11 protein-coding genes are annotated in these 17,587 nt (G+C 54.4%); 7 read left to right on the forward strand and 4 right to left on the reverse strand.

Going from position 1 to position 17,587, the window contains the following annotated elements; genetic code table 11:
* Positions 1-12: 12 nt before the first annotated feature.
* From V2P20_RS17670 to V2P20_RS17695, 6 genes are all read left to right on the forward strand, one after another.
* Entirely contained in the window at positions 13-2,274 is a 2,262-nt protein-coding gene (locus V2P20_RS17670; RefSeq protein ID WP_331820630.1) for a terpene cyclase/mutase family protein, read from the forward strand.
* Positions 2,275-2,298: 24 nt separating this feature from the next.
* Entirely contained in the window at positions 2,299-3,693 is a 1,395-nt protein-coding gene (locus tag V2P20_RS17675; RefSeq protein WP_331820632.1) for an FAD-dependent oxidoreductase, read from the forward strand.
* 185 nt (positions 3,694-3,878) lie between these two features.
* Positions 3,879-6,593: a sterol transporter cytoplasmic membrane protein BstA gene (gene bstA, locus V2P20_RS17680; RefSeq protein ID WP_331820634.1), complete on the forward strand. Its 2,715-nt coding sequence runs from the start codon at positions 3,879-3,881 to the stop codon at positions 6,591-6,593.
* Entirely contained in the window at positions 6,593-7,429 is an 837-nt protein-coding gene (bstB, locus tag V2P20_RS17685) for a sterol transporter periplasmic substrate-binding protein BstB (protein WP_331820636.1), read from the forward strand. Before bstA ends, bstB begins: the two co-directional genes overlap by 1 nt.
* A gap of 4 nt (positions 7,430-7,433) precedes the next feature.
* Positions 7,434-8,246: a sterol transporter outer membrane protein BstC gene (gene bstC / locus V2P20_RS17690; protein WP_331820638.1), complete on the forward strand. Its 813-nt coding sequence runs from the start codon at positions 7,434-7,436 to the stop codon at positions 8,244-8,246.
* 507 nt (positions 8,247-8,753) lie between these two features.
* A complete protein-coding gene (locus V2P20_RS17695; protein WP_331820640.1) occupies positions 8,754-10,355 on the forward strand; it encodes a hypothetical protein in 1,602 nt (533 codons plus the stop codon).
* 434 nt (positions 10,356-10,789) lie between these two features.
* On the opposite strand, the gene V2P20_RS17700 is transcribed toward V2P20_RS17695, so the two are convergent.
* The 4 genes from V2P20_RS17700 to V2P20_RS17715 all read right to left on the reverse strand — a co-directional run bounded on the left by V2P20_RS17700 (position 10,790) and on the right by V2P20_RS17715 (position 16,346).
* Positions 10,790-12,043: an alginate export family protein gene (locus tag V2P20_RS17700; RefSeq protein WP_331820642.1), complete on the reverse strand. Its 1,254-nt coding sequence runs from the start codon at positions 12,041-12,043 to the stop codon at positions 10,790-10,792.
* Positions 12,044-12,055: 12 nt separating this feature from the next.
* Positions 12,056-13,807, reverse strand: coding sequence for an ABC transporter ATP-binding protein (locus V2P20_RS17705; protein ID WP_331820644.1), 1,752 nt, complete (start codon positions 13,805-13,807; stop codon positions 12,056-12,058).
* A 13-nt stretch (positions 13,808-13,820) separates the two neighbouring features.
* Positions 13,821-14,837, reverse strand: a complete 1,017-nt coding sequence (locus tag V2P20_RS17710) for an ABC transporter permease (RefSeq protein ID WP_331820646.1) — start codon at positions 14,835-14,837, stop codon at positions 13,821-13,823.
* A gap of 132 nt (positions 14,838-14,969) precedes the next feature.
* Positions 14,970-16,346: a CmpA/NrtA family ABC transporter substrate-binding protein gene (locus V2P20_RS17715; RefSeq protein ID WP_331820648.1), complete on the reverse strand. Its 1,377-nt coding sequence runs from the start codon at positions 16,344-16,346 to the stop codon at positions 14,970-14,972.
* 538 nt (positions 16,347-16,884) lie between these two features.
* Between V2P20_RS17715 and V2P20_RS17720 the strand changes: the two genes are divergently transcribed.
* On the forward strand, positions 16,885-17,586 hold the full coding sequence (locus tag V2P20_RS17720) for a TIGR02594 family protein (RefSeq protein ID WP_331820650.1): 702 nt from the start codon (positions 16,885-16,887) through the stop codon (positions 17,584-17,586).
* The last annotated feature ends 1 nt before the right edge of the window (position 17,587 follow it).

Genomic DNA, 17,587 nt, shown 5'->3' on the forward strand with positions numbered 1-17,587 from the left:
TCATAAATATCTATGCTGAATGTAAAACCGGGTTGGAAAAACTGGCAGTTACTCACTGAAAAAGGACGGCAGATTTGGGCATTCAAGCCCGGCTCAAATAATATCAATGAGCATTTGCAAAATGCCGACAGCATTACAGACGAAGACATAGCGCAGTTTGCCGAAGATTTTCAGTTTGATAAATCCGGCAATCCCAATTCCGGCGATAAGGTTTTTAGAAATCAAGCCGCTGAAGCGAAATTCCAGCAATTTACCGGTCAGATACCGCAGTCGAAGAATCCCGATGAGCAAAAAGTCATCGACGCGCTCATCAAGGGAATGAATTACTACGCTTGCCTGCAATGTGAAGACGGCCATTGGCCGGGCGATTACGGCGGTCCGCTGTTTCTCCTGCCCGGCTTGCTGATCGCCGCTTATATCTCGGATACGCCTTTCCCCAAAGCGCATCGGGAAATGATGAAGCTTTATTTGTTCAATCATCAAAATAAAGATGGCGGCTGGGGCATGCACATCGAAGGCGAGTCGACCATGTTCGGCACCGTCATGCAATACGTGTCATTGCGCCTGCTGGGAGTCGATAAAGATGATCAGCGGCTGACCAAGGCCAGGACGTGGATCAAAACCAATGGCGGTGCAACCGGCATCCCTTCGTGGGGGAAATTTTATCTTGCCGTACTGAATTTGTACGACTGGCAAGGCTTCAACAGCCTGTTTCCCGAAATGTGGCTGTTTCCCAAATGGCTGCCGGTTCATCCCTGGCGCTATTGGTGCCACACCCGCATGGTTTATCTGCCGATGGCCTATTGTTATGCGCAGCGAATCAAAGCCCCCGAAAATGAACTGATCCTGTCTTTGCGAGAGGAAATTTACAGCGAAGATTTCGCCTCTATCGATTGGCCGAAACAACGCAATGCGGTATGTGAAAAAGATTGTTATACCACGCCGTCTCCGGTGCTGAAGTGGATGAATTTTTTCACCAATAATTATGAAAAGTTCAGATGCGCCTGGTTAAGAAAAAAGGCCACGGACTACATTTTAAAATATCTCAATGCCGAGGATGAGCAGACCAGCTACATCAACATCGGTCCCGTCAATCAAGCCATCAATTCCATTTGCATCTGGCACGCCTACGGCAAAGATTCCACGCAGTTCAAAAAGCATGCAGCGCGCTGGTATGATTATTTATGGGTTGCCGAAGATGGCATGAAAATGAACGGCTACAACGGCTCGCAGCTTTGGGATACCGCTTTTGCAAGCCGCGCCATGCTGGAAAGCGGCCTGGGCAAACTATTCCCTGAAACGGTTGCGAAAAGCTATCGGTTCATCGAACTAGCGCAAATCAAGGCCGAACACCCGACGCATGCCGAGTTTTTCCGCCATCCGATGATTGGCAGCTGGCCTTTTTCAACCCCTGAAAATGGCTGGCCGGTTGCCGATTGCACAGCGGAAGGCTTAAGCGCCGCTTTGGCCATTCATCATTCAGGTCTGGTTGAACCGGCGATTGATGAGCAACGCATCAAACAAGCCGTTGACGTCATACTTTCTTATCAAAACACCGATGGCGGTTGGGCAACTTATGAGCTGACTCGCGCATCTAAGTGGCTGGAAAAACTCAATCCATCCGAAGTGTTCGCCGATATCATGATCGATTATTCATGGACGGAATGCACTGCGGCTTGCGTTATTTCATTGCTGGAAATTCAGGACACTTATCCGGATTATAAAAGCGGCGAAATACGCAAGGCGATCAGTGCGGGAATAAATTTTATCCTTGAACAGCAAAAGCCGGATGGATCCTGGTATGGCGGCTGGGCGGTCTGTTTTACCTACGCCACTTGGTTCGGCGTCGAAGCAATCAGCAAGGCCAAGGGCAAAGGCTATTATGACGATGCGGTTTTAATGACCAGCATCAACAAAGCCTGCGCTTTTTTAGTCGATAATCAAAAAGCGGACGGCGGCTGGGGGGAGACTTTCGAATCGTGTTCAAAACTGGTTTATACCGAGGCGGCCACGTCCCAGGTGATTAATACCGCTTGGGCTTTGCTGACACTGATGGCTGCCGATTTTGGCGATAAAAAAATTATGGAAGCAGGCATCAAGGTGTTGTTGAACAGACAAACGGACACAGGCGATTGGCCGCAGGAAAATATTTCCGGCGTTTTTAATTACAATTGCATGATTACTTATGCCAATTACAGGAATATATTCCCTATCTGGGCGTTAAGCCGGTACTGTAATCGTTATATAAAAGATAAAAAAATCAACGCGGTCTAAAGGATGTGCATGGAGTGGCCCAATATGAAATCAGAATTCGACATTTGCATTATCGGCGCAGGCATGGCGGGCGCCACTATCGCTGCCCATCTTGCCCCCAAAGGCATCAAGATCGCGTTGATCGATCATAGCTTCAAGGAGAAAAAGCGCATCGTCGGCGAATTGTTGCAGCCTGGAGCCGTGTCGTCGCTTGAGCAAATGGGGCTTGGGAGTTTACTGGATGGCTTTGAAGCGCAACCGGTTGACGGTTATGCGCTGCTGCAAAGAGATGAAAAAATAACCATTCCTTATCCCGAGCAATTTAAGGGAATGGGTCTGCATAACGGCAAATTTTTACAGCAAATCAGAGCTTCCGCGTTGCAAAATGAGTCGGTTACGCAAATTCATGGCAAGGCCTTGCAGCTCCTGGAAAATGAAAAACATGAAATTGTCGGCGTCAGTTTCCGGGAATCGCTTACGTCCCAGGTAAAGTCCATTTATGCACCTTTGACCATTACCTGCGACGGCTTCTTTTCAAATTTCAGAGAACACCTCAGCAATAATAAAAAAACCGTAACGTCTTATTTCATCGGCCTGATTTTAAAAGACTGTGAAATGCCTGTGCCGAAACATGGGCATGTGTTTTTATCCGGGCCGACGCCTTTTATTTGTTATCCGATTTCCAATAATGAAATCAGGCTATTAATCGATTTTCCAGGCGAACAGCTACCCAAAAAGTTTTTGCTCCAGGAGCATTTGGAGGCCAACGTGACGCCTTATATTCCCGAATGCATGTTTAACAGCTATGCGCAAGCCTTGCAGGAAGGGGGATTTAAGGTCATGCCCAATCATTACATGGCGGCAAGGCCCATAACGAGGAAAGGCGCAGTGATGCTGGGGGACGCGCTGAATATGCGTCATCCCTTGACGGGCGGCGGATTGACAGCGGTATTTTCGGATATCCAGATATTGAGCGCCCATTTATTGACGATGCCCGATTTTAATAATACCGATCTGATTCATGAAAAAATCGAAGCCTATTACCGTGACAGGCAGAGCGCCAATGCCAATCTCAATATTCTTGCCAACGCGCTATATGCCGTGATGTCCAATGATCTGCTTAAAACGGCCGTATTCAAATATCTGCAGCGCGGCGGCGCTAATGCGCAGGAATCGATTGCTATTTTGGCCGGCTTGAACAGGAACCATTGTTCTTTGATAAAACAATTCTGTCTTTTGACCGTGTTCGGCGCCGGCAATTTAGTGCATCAGGGCATTTCGAATATACCTAAGGCGATAAAACTTCTTTCGGATGCGTTTATCATCATTAATCCCTTGATAAAAAACGAGCTTTTGGTAGTAACATTTTTTTATCGCTATCTCTCAAAAATAAAACCCCTTGCTTATCTCGGGTATGGCACAAAAATTCAAGGGCTTTAAGTAATCATGGTATTCACGGAAAAAATTGTCGGCTAAAACCATAAACTGCTTTTAGTAAAATCCTGAGAGGTGTTGCCTGGGATTGAGATGAAAAGAGCGGGCATAACACTCGTTACAAGCACCATTGACCTTTGCGCTAACCTGACTCGCTGTTTCCGCGAATTGACTAACAGAATCATCTGCCTATGAAAATCAACCAGCGCGCCGCCAAGATCGCGGAGAGTTTTGCCAGAAATCCCAAGCGGGTCCTGGGATTGGCCTTGGTGTTATCGATTCTGGCCGGCTGGGCGGCGGCGCAGCTTCCGGTCCATACTTCACGGCAGGCATTGCTTCCGCAGGATACGGCCGTGGCTAAGCGCTTTAACGATTTTTTGAAAAATTTCGGCGCCGCCTCGGATCTGATCGTTGTCCTGGAGGGTGCTCCCCGCAGCGATCTGGAAGCTTTTGCCGACAAGCTATCCGCCAAGCTTCAGGCGGAGCCCGAGATAGACCAGGCGACATCCCGTCTCGACATGAAGTTTTTTCTGGACCCCGCCTACTTGCTGATGCCGGCCGAGGGACTGGACAAGCTTGCGGCGTTGGCAAAACAGCCCGCCTTGGGCAAAGGGGGAATGGAAGAAAACCTGCGCAAAGCGCTGAGCTGGAGCAAAGACCCTGCGGCGCTGGCAGGGACAGACATCGATCTGCAAAGCGCCGAAGCAAGCCTGAACCTGACGACGTTTTTTCTGGAAGAGTGGCGGCGCTGGCTGGACTCGGAGACAGCGCCCGCCGGTCTGGACTGGAACCGGCTGCTGGCCAAAAGCGGGGCAGGGGGCATGGCCGATGGCTATTTTGCATCGCGCGATGGGCGGATGCTGTTTTTATTCGTCCATCCGAAAAGCCATTCCGAAGATTTTAGCAGCCTCGGCCCTTTCGTCGACAAGGTCAAACAGGTTTCGGCGGACTTGACCGGGCAAGTCAAAGCCGCCGGCCGCACGCCGCCCGCCGTGGGCCTGACCGGACTGCCGGCCATCGAGTACGAGGAATACGTCAACATCCGCAAAGATATCACTTTGGTGATATTTACCTCCGCTGGCCTGATCGCCGCATTGATCTTGTGGGTAGTCCGCAGTATGCGCTGGGCCGTGCTGATTTTCATCCCTATGGGGCTCGGTGTGCTGTGGAGCTTGGGGCTGGCCCTGGTTACCGTCGGTCACCTGACCATGATTACCGCCGCCTTCATCGCCATCCTGTTCGGCCTGGGAGCTGACTACGGCATCTTCACCTCCTCGCGCATCGCCGAGGAGCGCCGCGCAGGCAAACCGCTGATTGAAGCCATCGGAGCCGGCATCGGTTCATCCTTTATAGCGGTATTGACGGCGGGCGGCGCCTCACTGCTGATTTTCAGCGCCTTGGCCACGGTTGATTTTCCCGGTTTTGCCGAACTGGGCGTGGTGGCGGCCAAAGGCGTGCTGATGATCCTGATCAGCACCTGGATGGTCCAGCCCGCGCTTTACGCCTTGTTTCCGCCCAAGCTGAGAGATATTCCCTCGTTAGACACACCGCCAGCTCCGGCAAAAAAAGGGAAACACAGCGGTGCGTTCCCTAAACCCGTTGCCGTGGTTCTCGTCCTGCTGGCCTTGGGCTTTGCTGTCATCGGCGGCGTAAAAGGGCTTGCCATCCCGTTCGACTACAACGTGCTGGCCATGCTGCCCAAAGATTCCCAGGCCGCCTATTACCAGCGCCGCATGGTGGCGGAAAGCGACTACCAGTCCGAAGTCATCATTTTCACCGCCCGAAATATGGCGGAGGCGCGACGGATCGCCGACGAGGCGGGCAGGCTCAAGACGATCGCCCAGGTACAGTCGCTGGCCGGCCTGTTTCCTGCGGATGCCGATGAACGCCTCCGCAAGGCCGTGAGTATCGGGGAATCGTTTGCCCGGAACAACTCCATCGAGCAGGTCGCCGAACTCGACCGGGAGGGCTTGTCCGCAAAATCATTCGAGTTGATGCGGGCGGTGCTGGAAAACAGCAGCGCCACCATCGACGAAGCGCAGGAGCAGGCATTCTCCGCCGGGCATGCCAACTTGGTCGAAAGCCTGGAAAACGTGCGCGAGCAGCTTGCGGCCATCTCGGCCAAACTCGCGGCGGATAGCGAACAGGGCCGAGTGCGCAGCGAGAGCTTCTTGCGCGCCTTGCTGTCCGATGCAAATTTCGGGCTCAAGGTTATCGACGGCTGGCGGCAGGCCAAGCCCCTCACGCCGGCGCAGTTGCCGCTCACTCTGCGCGAGCGCTTCTTTGGCGCTGACGGCGGCATCGCAGTCTACGCTTTTCCGGCAAAAACCGTGTATGATCCCGACAACCTCGATGCGCTGATCAAAGACGTCTACAGCGTCTCGCCGGCAGCGACCGGCTTCCCGACCACGCATCAGGCGCTTGCCAAATCGGTGGTGGAAAGTTTCACCCACGGCACGCAATTGGCCCTGGCGCTGTGCCTGCTCTGGGTCATGGCGGCGACGCGCAGCGTGCGGGGCTTCGCGCTGGCGACCTTGCCTTTGCTGATCGGCGGCGGCTGGATGCTGGGGCTGATGGCCCTGGGCGACATTCGCTACAATTACGCCAACATCGTCGCCTTGCCTCTGGTGATTGCGCTGGCGGTGGATTACGGCGTCTGGTTCAGTTACCGCTGGGGCGAATTGAAGGACTGCACGCCTTTGCAAGTCAGCCTGGCTGCCGGCAAGGTGATCGGACTGGCCGCCGGCACCGAGTTGGCCGGCCTGGGCGCCATCACTTTGGCCAGCTACCGGGGCGTGTCATCCTTAGGGCAAAGCATCACCATCGGGCTGTTGTGCTGCCTGACCGCAACCCTTATCGTGGCTCCGGCCATCGGACAATTAATCGATTCCAAGAGAAAACCATAATGCGAAAAATCTGCCTAATCATCGCCAGCCTGTTGGCGCCCATTGCCGTGGGCGCCGCACCCAATCCCGAAATGATTGTAGTGTGCTATCCCGGCGGAGCGGTCAATGCCAAAGATGCCAACGGCGCGATGAATTCCATGCTGCGTGTGGTGGAACGCGTGGGCCAGTGGCAAGCGAACAGTTTCAACAGCGTCTTCATTACCAAGCCAGACGAATGCAGAAAGCAGATGGCCGAAAAAAATCCCAAGTTCGCAATCACGTCCTTGGGCCTCTATTTGGAATTGCGCAACCCGCACAACCTGGTGCCGGTGGTCCAGCCCAGGATCAAAGGCCGCACCAGCGAGCGTTATCGGGTAATGGTCCAGAAGGACAAGTACAAGAGCCTGGATGAGCTGAAAGGCAAAACCCTGGGTGGCACGGTATTGGAAGAACCGGCTTTCATCGGCAGGATCGTTTTTGCGGGGAAATACGACCCCGCCCGTTTCTTTGTCCTGAAGCCGTCCAATCAGGCCATCCGTGCGTTGCGCGCTTTGGACAAAGGGGAGCTGGATGCCGTCATTTTGAACGAGCAGCAATTCGGTGGACTGGACTCGCTTCATCTGGAGAAACCGCTTGAAGCGGTCTTCGAATCCGGAGAAATCCCGCTGATGGGCGTAGTGGCCAACAGCGCTATCACGACTGCGGAAGAACGCGCCCGCTTCGGCAAGGCGCTGGAAGGGATGTGTACTGACGCCGAAGGTAAAAAACTATGCGAACTGTTCGGGGTGGAGTCTTTCGTCAACGTGGACCCGGCCGTGTTCGAGCCTATGGTCAAGCTGTGGACTGAGGAGAAATAAGGCTTTGCGCAAAACACGACTTTTTCCTATCGTTTCGATGCTGTCGCTCATGGTCGGCTGCGTCGGACTTCAGCGCGAACATATCCGGACAGAGCCGCTTTCCGGCTGCCCCGTCCAGAACGCTGCCGCGCTGTTAGCCGAACAAAATCAACTTGGCCCTTTGAGCGATACCCATACCTTGCTCTGTGCAGTGAATGTCCTGCGAGGCACTCAGGATCCGGCAGTGCGCCGCACCGCGCTGGGCAGCCGGCTATGTTTGCATCTGGCCGAACGCGAAGCAAACCAGGAAAAACGCGAAAAGTTCGCCGCCGAGGGCGTGGGTTTTGCCGAAACGGCCTTGGCGCAAGGGGGCGGCCAAGACGGGGCAGTGCATTACTATCTGGCGGCCAACCTTGGCCTTGCGGTGCGCGAACACATCACGCTGGCCATGGAAAATCTCGGCCGGCTGGAACGCGAGATGAAACAGGCGCTGGCCTTGAGCCCGGACATCGACGATGGCGGGCCGTTGCGGCTTTTGGGAGCGCTTTATCTCAAAGCCCCGCCCTGGCCCGGCGGGATAGGCGATCTCGACAAGGCGCTGGAACTGCTGGAAAAGGCGGTCAAGGAGCATCCGGGGCATCCGATTAATCATTTGTTTTATGCCCAGGCGCTTTGGGAAGAGGACGATGAGGCTAACCTGAGCCGGGTAAAAGCCGAATTGGCGTTGGGCGAGAAGCTGTTGGCAGAAGGCAATTGGGGCTACAACAAAGCCCCTTGGCAAAAGGAATTTGCCCTGTTTGCACAGGAGCTTGGAGAGGCTGAATTGTCGCGTCGGTGATTAGCTGTAGAAATCTGGACTTGATCCGGCAATATATAAAATTAGCCTCAACTCTATCGGACGTTGATTGTTTCAGCACGAGCCAAATCAGCCTTCCAATCAGTGGTTACGCATTAAAATCATTCCGACTATAAGCGATAACGAAGCGAGACGGGGTTTGTAACCCCGTCCCTAACGTTTCTGCAATGATTGAACTCAAAAGCTACGCTTAATCAACGCCAAATGTTACGGACGGGGCAATATGCCCCGTCCAGCCGCAGAAAAATCGCGAGAGGGTACAAGAACTCTCCTCAGCTTATTGATTCGGGTTAGTTAAAAAGTGATCCCATCTATGCTCGCGGAACGAAAGCGGAACAAATAGGTCACGTCTTGCAACAAGCCGATCATGGCAGCATAAAATTATGCTGATGCAAGACCTGATCTTGTCAAACGCTTGTTCATGTCAATAACGCAAGCGCTTCTCACCGCGCTCCATTTCACTTCAACCATCATGGTCGAGGAGGACTTATGAGATTACGCCTGCTTTGGTTTGTGCTCATTGAAATGATTGTTTCCGCACCTGCGATGAGCCACTCAAGTAACGGGTCGAATAACTCCCATCAACTCACTGAATCGCTCGGGCAGAAGGTCCAGAATCTTCAAGCCGACCTCGAGGAGAAAGGCTATAAGGTCACGCACGGGTTCTGGGACCTGTTCACGAGGAACAGAAGGAAGGGAATGGGCTCAAAATTTAAACGAGCGTTACGCTGGCTGGTGCTTGCCGCTCTTTGCAGTGCGTTTCTCACTGTAACGATCATCGCGACTACACGGCCGGCGTTGGCTTTTGGCACTGACGGCCTTTTTTCGGAGATTCACGAGCGGATCACGCGGAACGCGTTTCCATTCATGACCTCCGGTATTCTCAATGCGATCGTCGCGGGCAACCTCGACGAGGACGAGGGCGATGCGGCGGATCTTGCCGAACGTCACGCACAGAACTGCCGCTTCCGCGATAGCGCCACCTACATCAACGCAAGATACAGGCAAGTGGTAGAGGCCTTGCGCGAACCGCAGGCAGCAGATCCCAATCGAGCTGCCCGTCTGTTCGGCCATATCTTGCATGGCGTCCAGGATTTCTATTCACATTCGAACTGGATCCCCACGCCGCCTCAAGGACTGGGGATCCGTGGCCGCCTTTTCGATTCAAGCCTAGGCTTATGGGTACTGCCAGCGCCATATTCGATCCTGTTCGATGACGTTGTGGTCATCGAAGGCGATCCTCCAGCAGGTGTCAGTGTACGCCTGCCTGCCGACGCCAACGGCCGCGTCTCGTCTGCGGTGCCTATCGTCCAGGATAGGCGGATTTTTGCAGCATCGGAGGACGGTTCTATTGCCGACAGGACCGTGGTCGGCTCGTCCGGCACCATTGCCGATGGGCGGCAGTTTCGCGGCCTGATGACTTCGGCGGCGCCCCGCCATCCAGGTGATCAGCTGTGCCCGCCCGTTGGAGGCAACTGCGACATCGATAGTCCCGACAACGTCTGCCTGCGTCATGGAGATAAGCGCAGCGCGGGCACGAGCAAGCGTACTTTTGACGGAGCGGGGTACTTGAACCTTGATGGCGGCGGGGGAGGTGATTGGTTTGACGCCCGGCATCACGCCAGGCTCCAGACTCGGCATGAATGGTGCCGGCTCTTGCATCTCTCTCGAGTTATGGACCCGACCTTTGTGGCTCCTAGTCGCCTGTTGGCAACATGGGTCGGAACAGACACAGGGATAAACACGCCCCATATTCCGGGTACCCCTTGCGAACGCGGCGCGGCCCGGCGACACCTGGTTGAGATCTCGGCAACACCGGGGAGAAACGCACCATCAAACGTGCCGTTCGTGGTATTCCGCAGCGACTTTACCAGCTCCGCGCGCGCAACCGTTGCGCGTCAGGCCACGAAAACCCTGAAGATCTGCGGTAACACAAGCGAGAGCATTATCGCAGCACTGATGCCCGCGGGCATCAAGGGTGCCACTCTTCTCGTACCGGTGCCGGGAATAGCACGGTCTTGGTCGGTGCGAGACCACCGCGGCGCATTCGATGTGACGTTTGTGATCAAAGTCACGCCGAACTCCTGCTGATAGGAGGCGCTGAACTGGAGTCTTTATTTTTTAGTCAGAAACATAGCCCGAATGCTTGAAAAAGTTCAGGCATTCGTGGGGATGAAAATGATCCCTGAAGCGGGATGGTGTAGTACCCCCATCCTTAATGTTTCTGCAATGTTTGAGCTCAGAAGCTACGCTTAACCAACGCCAAACGTTATGGACGGAGCAATATGCTCCGTCCAGCCGCAGGTTGGATATCGAAAGCGGAAAAATATTAAATGCTGATTCACCCTCTGGCCATTTTTTGGACAATTTAACTAAACTCTATAATTTACAAAAGCTTATCCATCATTAGTGTGAGTTGGTGACAAGTTTATCCACAGATTTTGTGGATAACTGGCTTTTTGTATTCAGCAAGCAGCGTAGACCCTGCCTGAGCGCTTAGGCCAGGCGATCCAGTCGAACTCCAATTAAAAATTGACATTAACCTGCATCCAGATTTTCTGGGTATCGGTTGCAAACTGATCGGCATCGTAATAAGCGTATTTAGCCATTAACGCATAATGCTTGCCGAATGTCTTGACCGCCATGAAATCCCATTCCTTGCCGTAATGAACCCGACCGGTGTCGTCGTGGAAATCATGGAATACGCCGGTTAGTGTCAGACTGCCGTGGTCCAGGACGGCGCTCACGGTGGCGAACACATCGCGCACGCCGTCATTGGGCGTGACGAAGAATTGATCCGCCCAGCCCTGAAAGACATGGTTGGTGCCCAGCGGCGTAATGAAGCGTTTGTTGGCGCCATAGCCGTTCAGCTGTTCCATGGCGCCGCGAACGGTAATCAGGTTGAAGGCATTCAGGCCGCCCATCAGATTGATGCGGTCGGCCTGGTAGTCGGCCGGGCCGTGCCGATAGTCTCTTTGCAAACTCCATTCGGCCGTATAAAGCGCGGTCAGCTGGTCATTGATCTTAGACTTGCCATCGAAGCGCAGGCCATAAGTCTGGTTCGACTTGGCATAGTTCTCCGGCTCCGTGTAACCCAGCCAGTAGCCGTAACCGATCAGGTTGCCGTAATTGCCGACTTTATAGTTGATGTTCAGTATCGGGGCATTGATATTCTCGGTCGTACTCGTGGCCGTGTTGACATTACCGATATAGCCGGCGTTGACGGTCAATCCGGGCAGGGCCTGACTGTGGTGCGTGATCAATACCGAGTCATAGGTTGTTTCGAGCTGGCGCCAGCCGACGTTGCCGATAAAACGGTCATCGTCGAGCTTGATGCGCTGGCGGCCGCTCTTGATAAGCGTGCCGGGAATGCCGGCGTAACTGATCCAGAGTTGATTGAGTTCGCTGGCATCGGGATCGGCGACGGTTGTGAACTCGGGCTTGTTGCCCAGCCCGTTGTTGTAATCGCTCTGCAGCACATAGTTGCCTTCGTATTCGGCATAACCTTGCAGGCCATGGAAAACGGGCGAAAGCAAGCCCAGCCTTAAACGCACGGTATTGGCATTGGCCGTTTTCGGGTTGCCCGGTCCTTTATCCTGATTGACGTTTTCATAGCGGTAATTCAGGTCAAGCTTCAGCGCGCCGTTTTTGCCGTGACTATTGAAGCTAAGCGCCTCTTCAATCGACTCGGTCAGGCCGGCAGCCGGGGCCGGGCCGGCGGCTGCGGACAACGCCAACAAGGTGGACGAGAGGCAACCGGATGATAGTTTTCGCCGCATAAAACCTCCTTGTCAGTGCGTGTGATCGCATTCGGCCAGAAATGACAGGATGCTCTCGCGGTACTGATAGTAATCGGCATGCTCGAGCAGGGCTTTGCGGGTGCGCGGACGGGGCAGGTCGATAGCCTCAATTTTGCCGATCCGGGCCTGTGGGCCATTGGTCATCATGACCACGCGGTCCGCCAGCAGAATGGCCTCGTCGACATCATGCGTCACCATGAGCGCCGTTACCTGCGTGCGCTCCCAGACTTCCATCAGAACTTCCTGCAATTCCCAGCGCGTCAGGGAGTCCAGCATACCGAAGGGTTCATCCAGCAACAGCAGCTTGGGCGACAGGGCGAAAGCGCGCGCGATGCCCACCCGCTGGCGCATGCCGTTGGACAGATCGGCGGCTTTTTTATGAAGCGAATCGCCGAGGCCGACGCGGGTCAGATAGTATTCGACGATATCGCTACGTTCGGCTTTTGAGGCGTGCGGATAGACTTTGTCGACCCCCAGCGCGACATTTTCAAAGGCGGTCAGCCATAGGAACAGGCTGGGCGACTGGAACACCACCCCGCGGTCCGGGCCGGCGCCGTCTATTTCTTTATTGTCGAGGATGATGACGCCTTCCGAGACGTTGTTCAAACCGGCCGTCATCGACAGCACGGTCGACTTGCCGCAGCCCGAATGGCCGATGATCGAGATGAATTCGCCTTTTTTGACTTTCATATCGAAGCCGTCCACGACCTTGACGGTGCCGTTGCCGTCGGGCGTCGGGTAGGTTTTCGACAGTTGGGAAAACTCCAGATAGCGCGGCCGGCTTGAATTGCCGGGGCCGGTTTTTAAGGCCGGATTGTCCGGATGCCAGTCGTGGCGGGTATTGGGCCGCACGTCAGGCAGTCTGATGCTGTCCCGGCCTGCGTCCAGGTTTTTTTTCATACCGACAGCCATCAGGTACTGCGTGATCTCGGCGCGCAGTTTCTTGAATCGCTCATTATGGTTCAAGGCCGTCCGGTCTCTGGGGCGCTCGATGTCGATGATGAAATCCGGCCCGAACGTGGCGTCGGGGCCGGGATTAAGTGGGATGACGCGGTCGGCCATGTAAATGGCTTCGTCGACGTCATTGGTGATCAGGATCACGGTTTTCTTGTCCTGCTCCCAGATTTGCAGGATTTCGTCCTGCAGCAGTCCGCGCGTCAGCGCATCCAGGGCGCTGAGCGGCTCATCCAGCAACAGAATGTCGGGATTGGCGGCCAGAGCCCGGGCGACATTGACGCGCTGGCGCATGCCGCCCGACAGCTCAGCCGGTTTTTTATCCATGGCAGCGCCCAGATTGACCATGCGCACATATTTTTCGGTATGCGCGCGGCGCTGTGCCAAGGGCCAGTCCTTAAAAATCTGGTCGACCGCCAGAGCCACGTTTTCGAAAACCGTCAGCCACGGCATCAATGAATAATTTTGAAACACGACGCCGCGGTCCGGCCCCGGCGCCTTGATAGGCTGGCCCCGTTTCAGTACATCGCCGCTGTCGGCTTCGATCAGGCCGGCTATCGTCGATACCAGCGTAGTCTTGCCGCTGCCGGAAAAGCCGACGATGGCGATAAACTCGCCGGCCTTGATATCGAGATTGATATTCTTCAGGACCGAAACTTTATCCTTGCCTGTGCCGTAGGACTTGCAAACCTGTTTCAATTCCAGCAGCGGCGCCAGCGCGTCATTGCATGGAGCGGGCGATTGGAGGGCGGGTTCATTGGCAACAATTTTTAATTTGATCGCGGACATGTCAGCCTCCCGGTTAGCGTGTTTGGCCGAAAGAAAATACTTTCTGGAACGACTGCATGATGCGATCGAGCATGAAGCCGATAATGCCGATCGTAAAAACAGCCACCATGATCCGGCTGAGCGAGTTGGAACTGCCGTTCTGGAACTCATCCCAGACGAATTTTCCAAGCCCAGGATTTTGCGCCAGCATTTCGGCGGCAATGAGCACCATCCAGCCCACGCTCAGCGACAGCCGCATGCCGGTGAAGATGTAGGGCAGGGCGGACGGCAGAATGATTTTCCGGATCTGCGTGCGCCAGTCCAGGCGCAGGACTTTGCCGACGTTGATCAGGTCCTGGTCGACGGACGAGACGCCGACCGCCGTGTTGATCAGCGTGGGCCATAGCGAGCACAGCGTGACCGTGATCGCCGAGGTCAGGAAGGATTTTTCAAACCAGGAATCGTCCGTCGTGACATAAACGGAGCTGACGATCAGCGTCACGATAGGCAGCCAGGCCAGCGGCGATACCGGCTTGAAGATCTGGATGAGCGGGTTCAGCGCCGTGTTGAAGATCGGGCTCATGCCGCATAAAATGCCGAGCGGTATGGCCGCCAGGGTGGCGATTACAAAACCCGTGAAAACGGTGCCTAGACTGGTGAAGATCTGGTCCAGATAGGTGGGTTTGCCGGTATAAGCCCGCATCTTGACGGGCGCGTCCGGATTTTCGGCCAGCAGCTTTTCATTGCGGGCCTGCTGGCGCTGATAAAAGGCGGCTTCTTTCTGCCGTTCCGCATAATGCGCCGCCGCCAGTCCGCCTATTTCCTGCCAGACAGCGACAGGGCCCGGAATGGCGCCCAGGCTGGTGTTGACCCTGGAGGCCGAGAAACTCCAAAGGCCCAGGAACAGGATAAAGGCTATGATCGGCACGCCCGCTATCAGCCAGAGCTCGCGGACCTGGCGCGCGGGATTTTCGCCGGCCGCTATTTTGATGAACGGGATGAACCAGGTCAGGCCGGTCAGGTTGAAAAAATGGATCAGTTTATTGCTCACAGGATACCTCCCGCTGTGGGGTTTTCGCATGAAGTCTGAGCGGCTCGATGGCTCTTAAAAAAGATGCTTCCTTGCACCTTATAAACTTCCGTTGTTTAGCCAGAGGGCTCACGATCAAGCTTGTTTAAGGGGTTATTCAGTTACCTTGCCGCCGACTATTTTTTGCTTCCCTTTCAAGCCGATCGGGAATTTGGCCAGATAGTCGTTGGGCTTGCTGGCGTCGAACGCAATCTTGTCGATGAAGAAATCCTGCGCCGGCTTGAGGCCAGTATCGGCCGGGAAGTCGCCGGCCTTGGCCTTGCCTTCGGCGATCAGTTCCTTGGCCGCGGCCAGGTAAATATCGGGGCGATAGACTTTTCTGGCCGTTTCCAGATACCAGCTGTCGGGTTTGTATTCGTTGATCTGGCCCCAGCGTCGCATCTGGGTCAGATACCAGACGGCGCTGTCATAGGAGGGATAACTGGCGTTATTGCGGAAGAACGTGTTGAAATCGGGCAGGGGGCGCTTGTCGCCTTTTTCGTATTCAAAAGTGCCGGTCATGCTGTTGGCGAGCACTTCCTTGTCGGCGCCGACATAGTGTGTTTGCGACAGCATTTCGATCGCTTCCTTGCGGTTTTTATTGTTATCCTCGTCCAGCCAAATGGCGGCGCGGATCAAAGCCTTGATGACGGCCTTATGGGTATTGGGATATTTATCGGCCCATGCCTGGGTGACGCCGAACACTTTTTCGGGCGTGTTTTTCCAGAGTTCCTCGTCGGTAATGACCGGCACGCCTATGCCCTTGGATACCGCCTGCTGGTTCCAGGGCTCGCCTACGCAATACCCGTAAATGGTGCCCGCTTCGAGCGTGGCGGGCATTTGCGGGGGCGGCGTCACGGACAGCATGGCTTCGGCATCGATCTGGCCCGATATGTCCTGGGGCGGTTCGTAATAGCCCGGCTTGATGCCGCCGGCCGCCAGCCAGTAGCGCAATTTCAGGTTATGGCTGCCGACCGGAAAGGTCATGGCCATGTTGAAAGACTTGCCTTCGCTTTTGTATTTATCGACGACAGGCTTGAGGGCATCGGCTTTAATCGGGCGTAGCAGTTTGCCGTCTGTTACGGGCACGTTCGGCTTCATCTGTTTCCAGATGTCGTTCGATACGGTAATGGCGTTGCCGTTGAAGCCCATGCTGAAGGCGGTCACGATATCGGCCTTGGTGCCGAAGCCGATGCTGGCGCCCAAAGGGGCCGGCGCGAGCATGTGCGAGCCGTCCAGTTCACCGCTGATGACCCGGTCCAGAACGACTTTCCAGTTTGCCTGGGCTTCCAGTTGCACGTACAGGCCTTCGTCCTCGAAGAATCCTTTTTCATAAGCAACCGCCAAAGGGGCCATATCGGTGAGCTTGATAAAGCCGAATTTCAGGTCTTCCTTCTCCAATTTGCCAGCCGCAGCCAGATGAGTGGAAATGGTCAATACGGTTGCTGCCAACCACACTTTTTTAGCGGTAAACGTATTTATTATTTTCATAGTGAGCCCTAAACAAAAACCGCGAAAAATAAAAAAGGCGTCTTCGTGCCATTGCCGGATAGCAATGCCCGAAAGACGCCTTTGTCCCGTTTGCTCTACAGTGAGCTGTTTTCTTGACTCCGACGGTGGAGTTCTGAAGTACTTAATGCAATTCGGATGCCAAGTGGTCGATTTATACTATTCGTGTTGATAAATGCTGGCTTGGTGATCGTTGGTCGTGTTGGTTTAATGATGTGGGCTGGTTTTATTCCCGGAATTGAGAGGTTGACGGCACAGGCTTGGTGCGTTTTGCTGAGAATTGGTGCGTCAGAATAGTTATGGGTTACGTGTAGGCAGCCATATATCGTCTGCCGGGCTGGGCACCGCTGCTTTTAATCGGGGTAGGTAGCGGGTGCTGGATTGATAAACCCAGCATTCGGAACCGCCCATGCCGGGTTTCCGCTAAAGCGCTAACCCAGCTTGCCGCGCTTCATTGACTGTCATGGTCGCGCATGAGATAGTTGCGCTGGTATTCAGCAAGCCAATAAGGAGATTAATCATGCATACTACGATACGTTTTGGAAGTCGAGGGGCAGACGCACAGTATTTACAAAATCAACTAAACAAGCTCTTGACCCCACATCCTAATTTGCGTGTGGACGGTGATTTCGGCAGGCGAACTTACGAGGCTGTCCAGCGTTTTCAAACCGTGAAAAACCTCGGGGTCGATGGAGTCGTTGGGCCGAAAACCTGGAAAGCGCTGGAAGGAGGTATTGTGCCGGCACCGCCCATATCCAGCATCCCATCAGGTAACAGTTCCAACGCTCCATGGATGGCAGTTGCAGCTAACGAAAAAGGCCAAGAAGAAATCCGTGGGAGTCTTCACAATCCACGCATTGTGGAATATCACGCGTCCACCTCACTGCAAGCCACTAGCGACGAAACGCCGTGGTGCTCTGCGTTTGTTAATTGGTGCTTGAAGCAAGCCGGAATCGCTGGAACGAACTCCGCTGCAGCAGCAAGCTGGGTATCCTGGGGTCGAGCAACTTCATCGCAATACGGCGCCATTATTGTTATTTACAAAGCTGGCGCGGCGAATTCGAGCCTTACCTCATCAGGAAATCATGTCGGCTTTCTCATCGAGGAAACAACAACTCACTATAGTATACTTGGCGGCAATCAGAGAAATCGGGTAAAAATATCCTCGTATCCGAAATCCTCCTTTCAGCGAAAAGTGATGCGTTGGCCACTTGCTGGCTAAA

Origin of the sequence: Methylobacter sp. Wu1 (assembly GCF_036553575.1) — a bacterium.
Taxonomy (GTDB): domain Bacteria; phylum Pseudomonadota; class Gammaproteobacteria; order Methylococcales; family Methylomonadaceae; genus Methylobacter.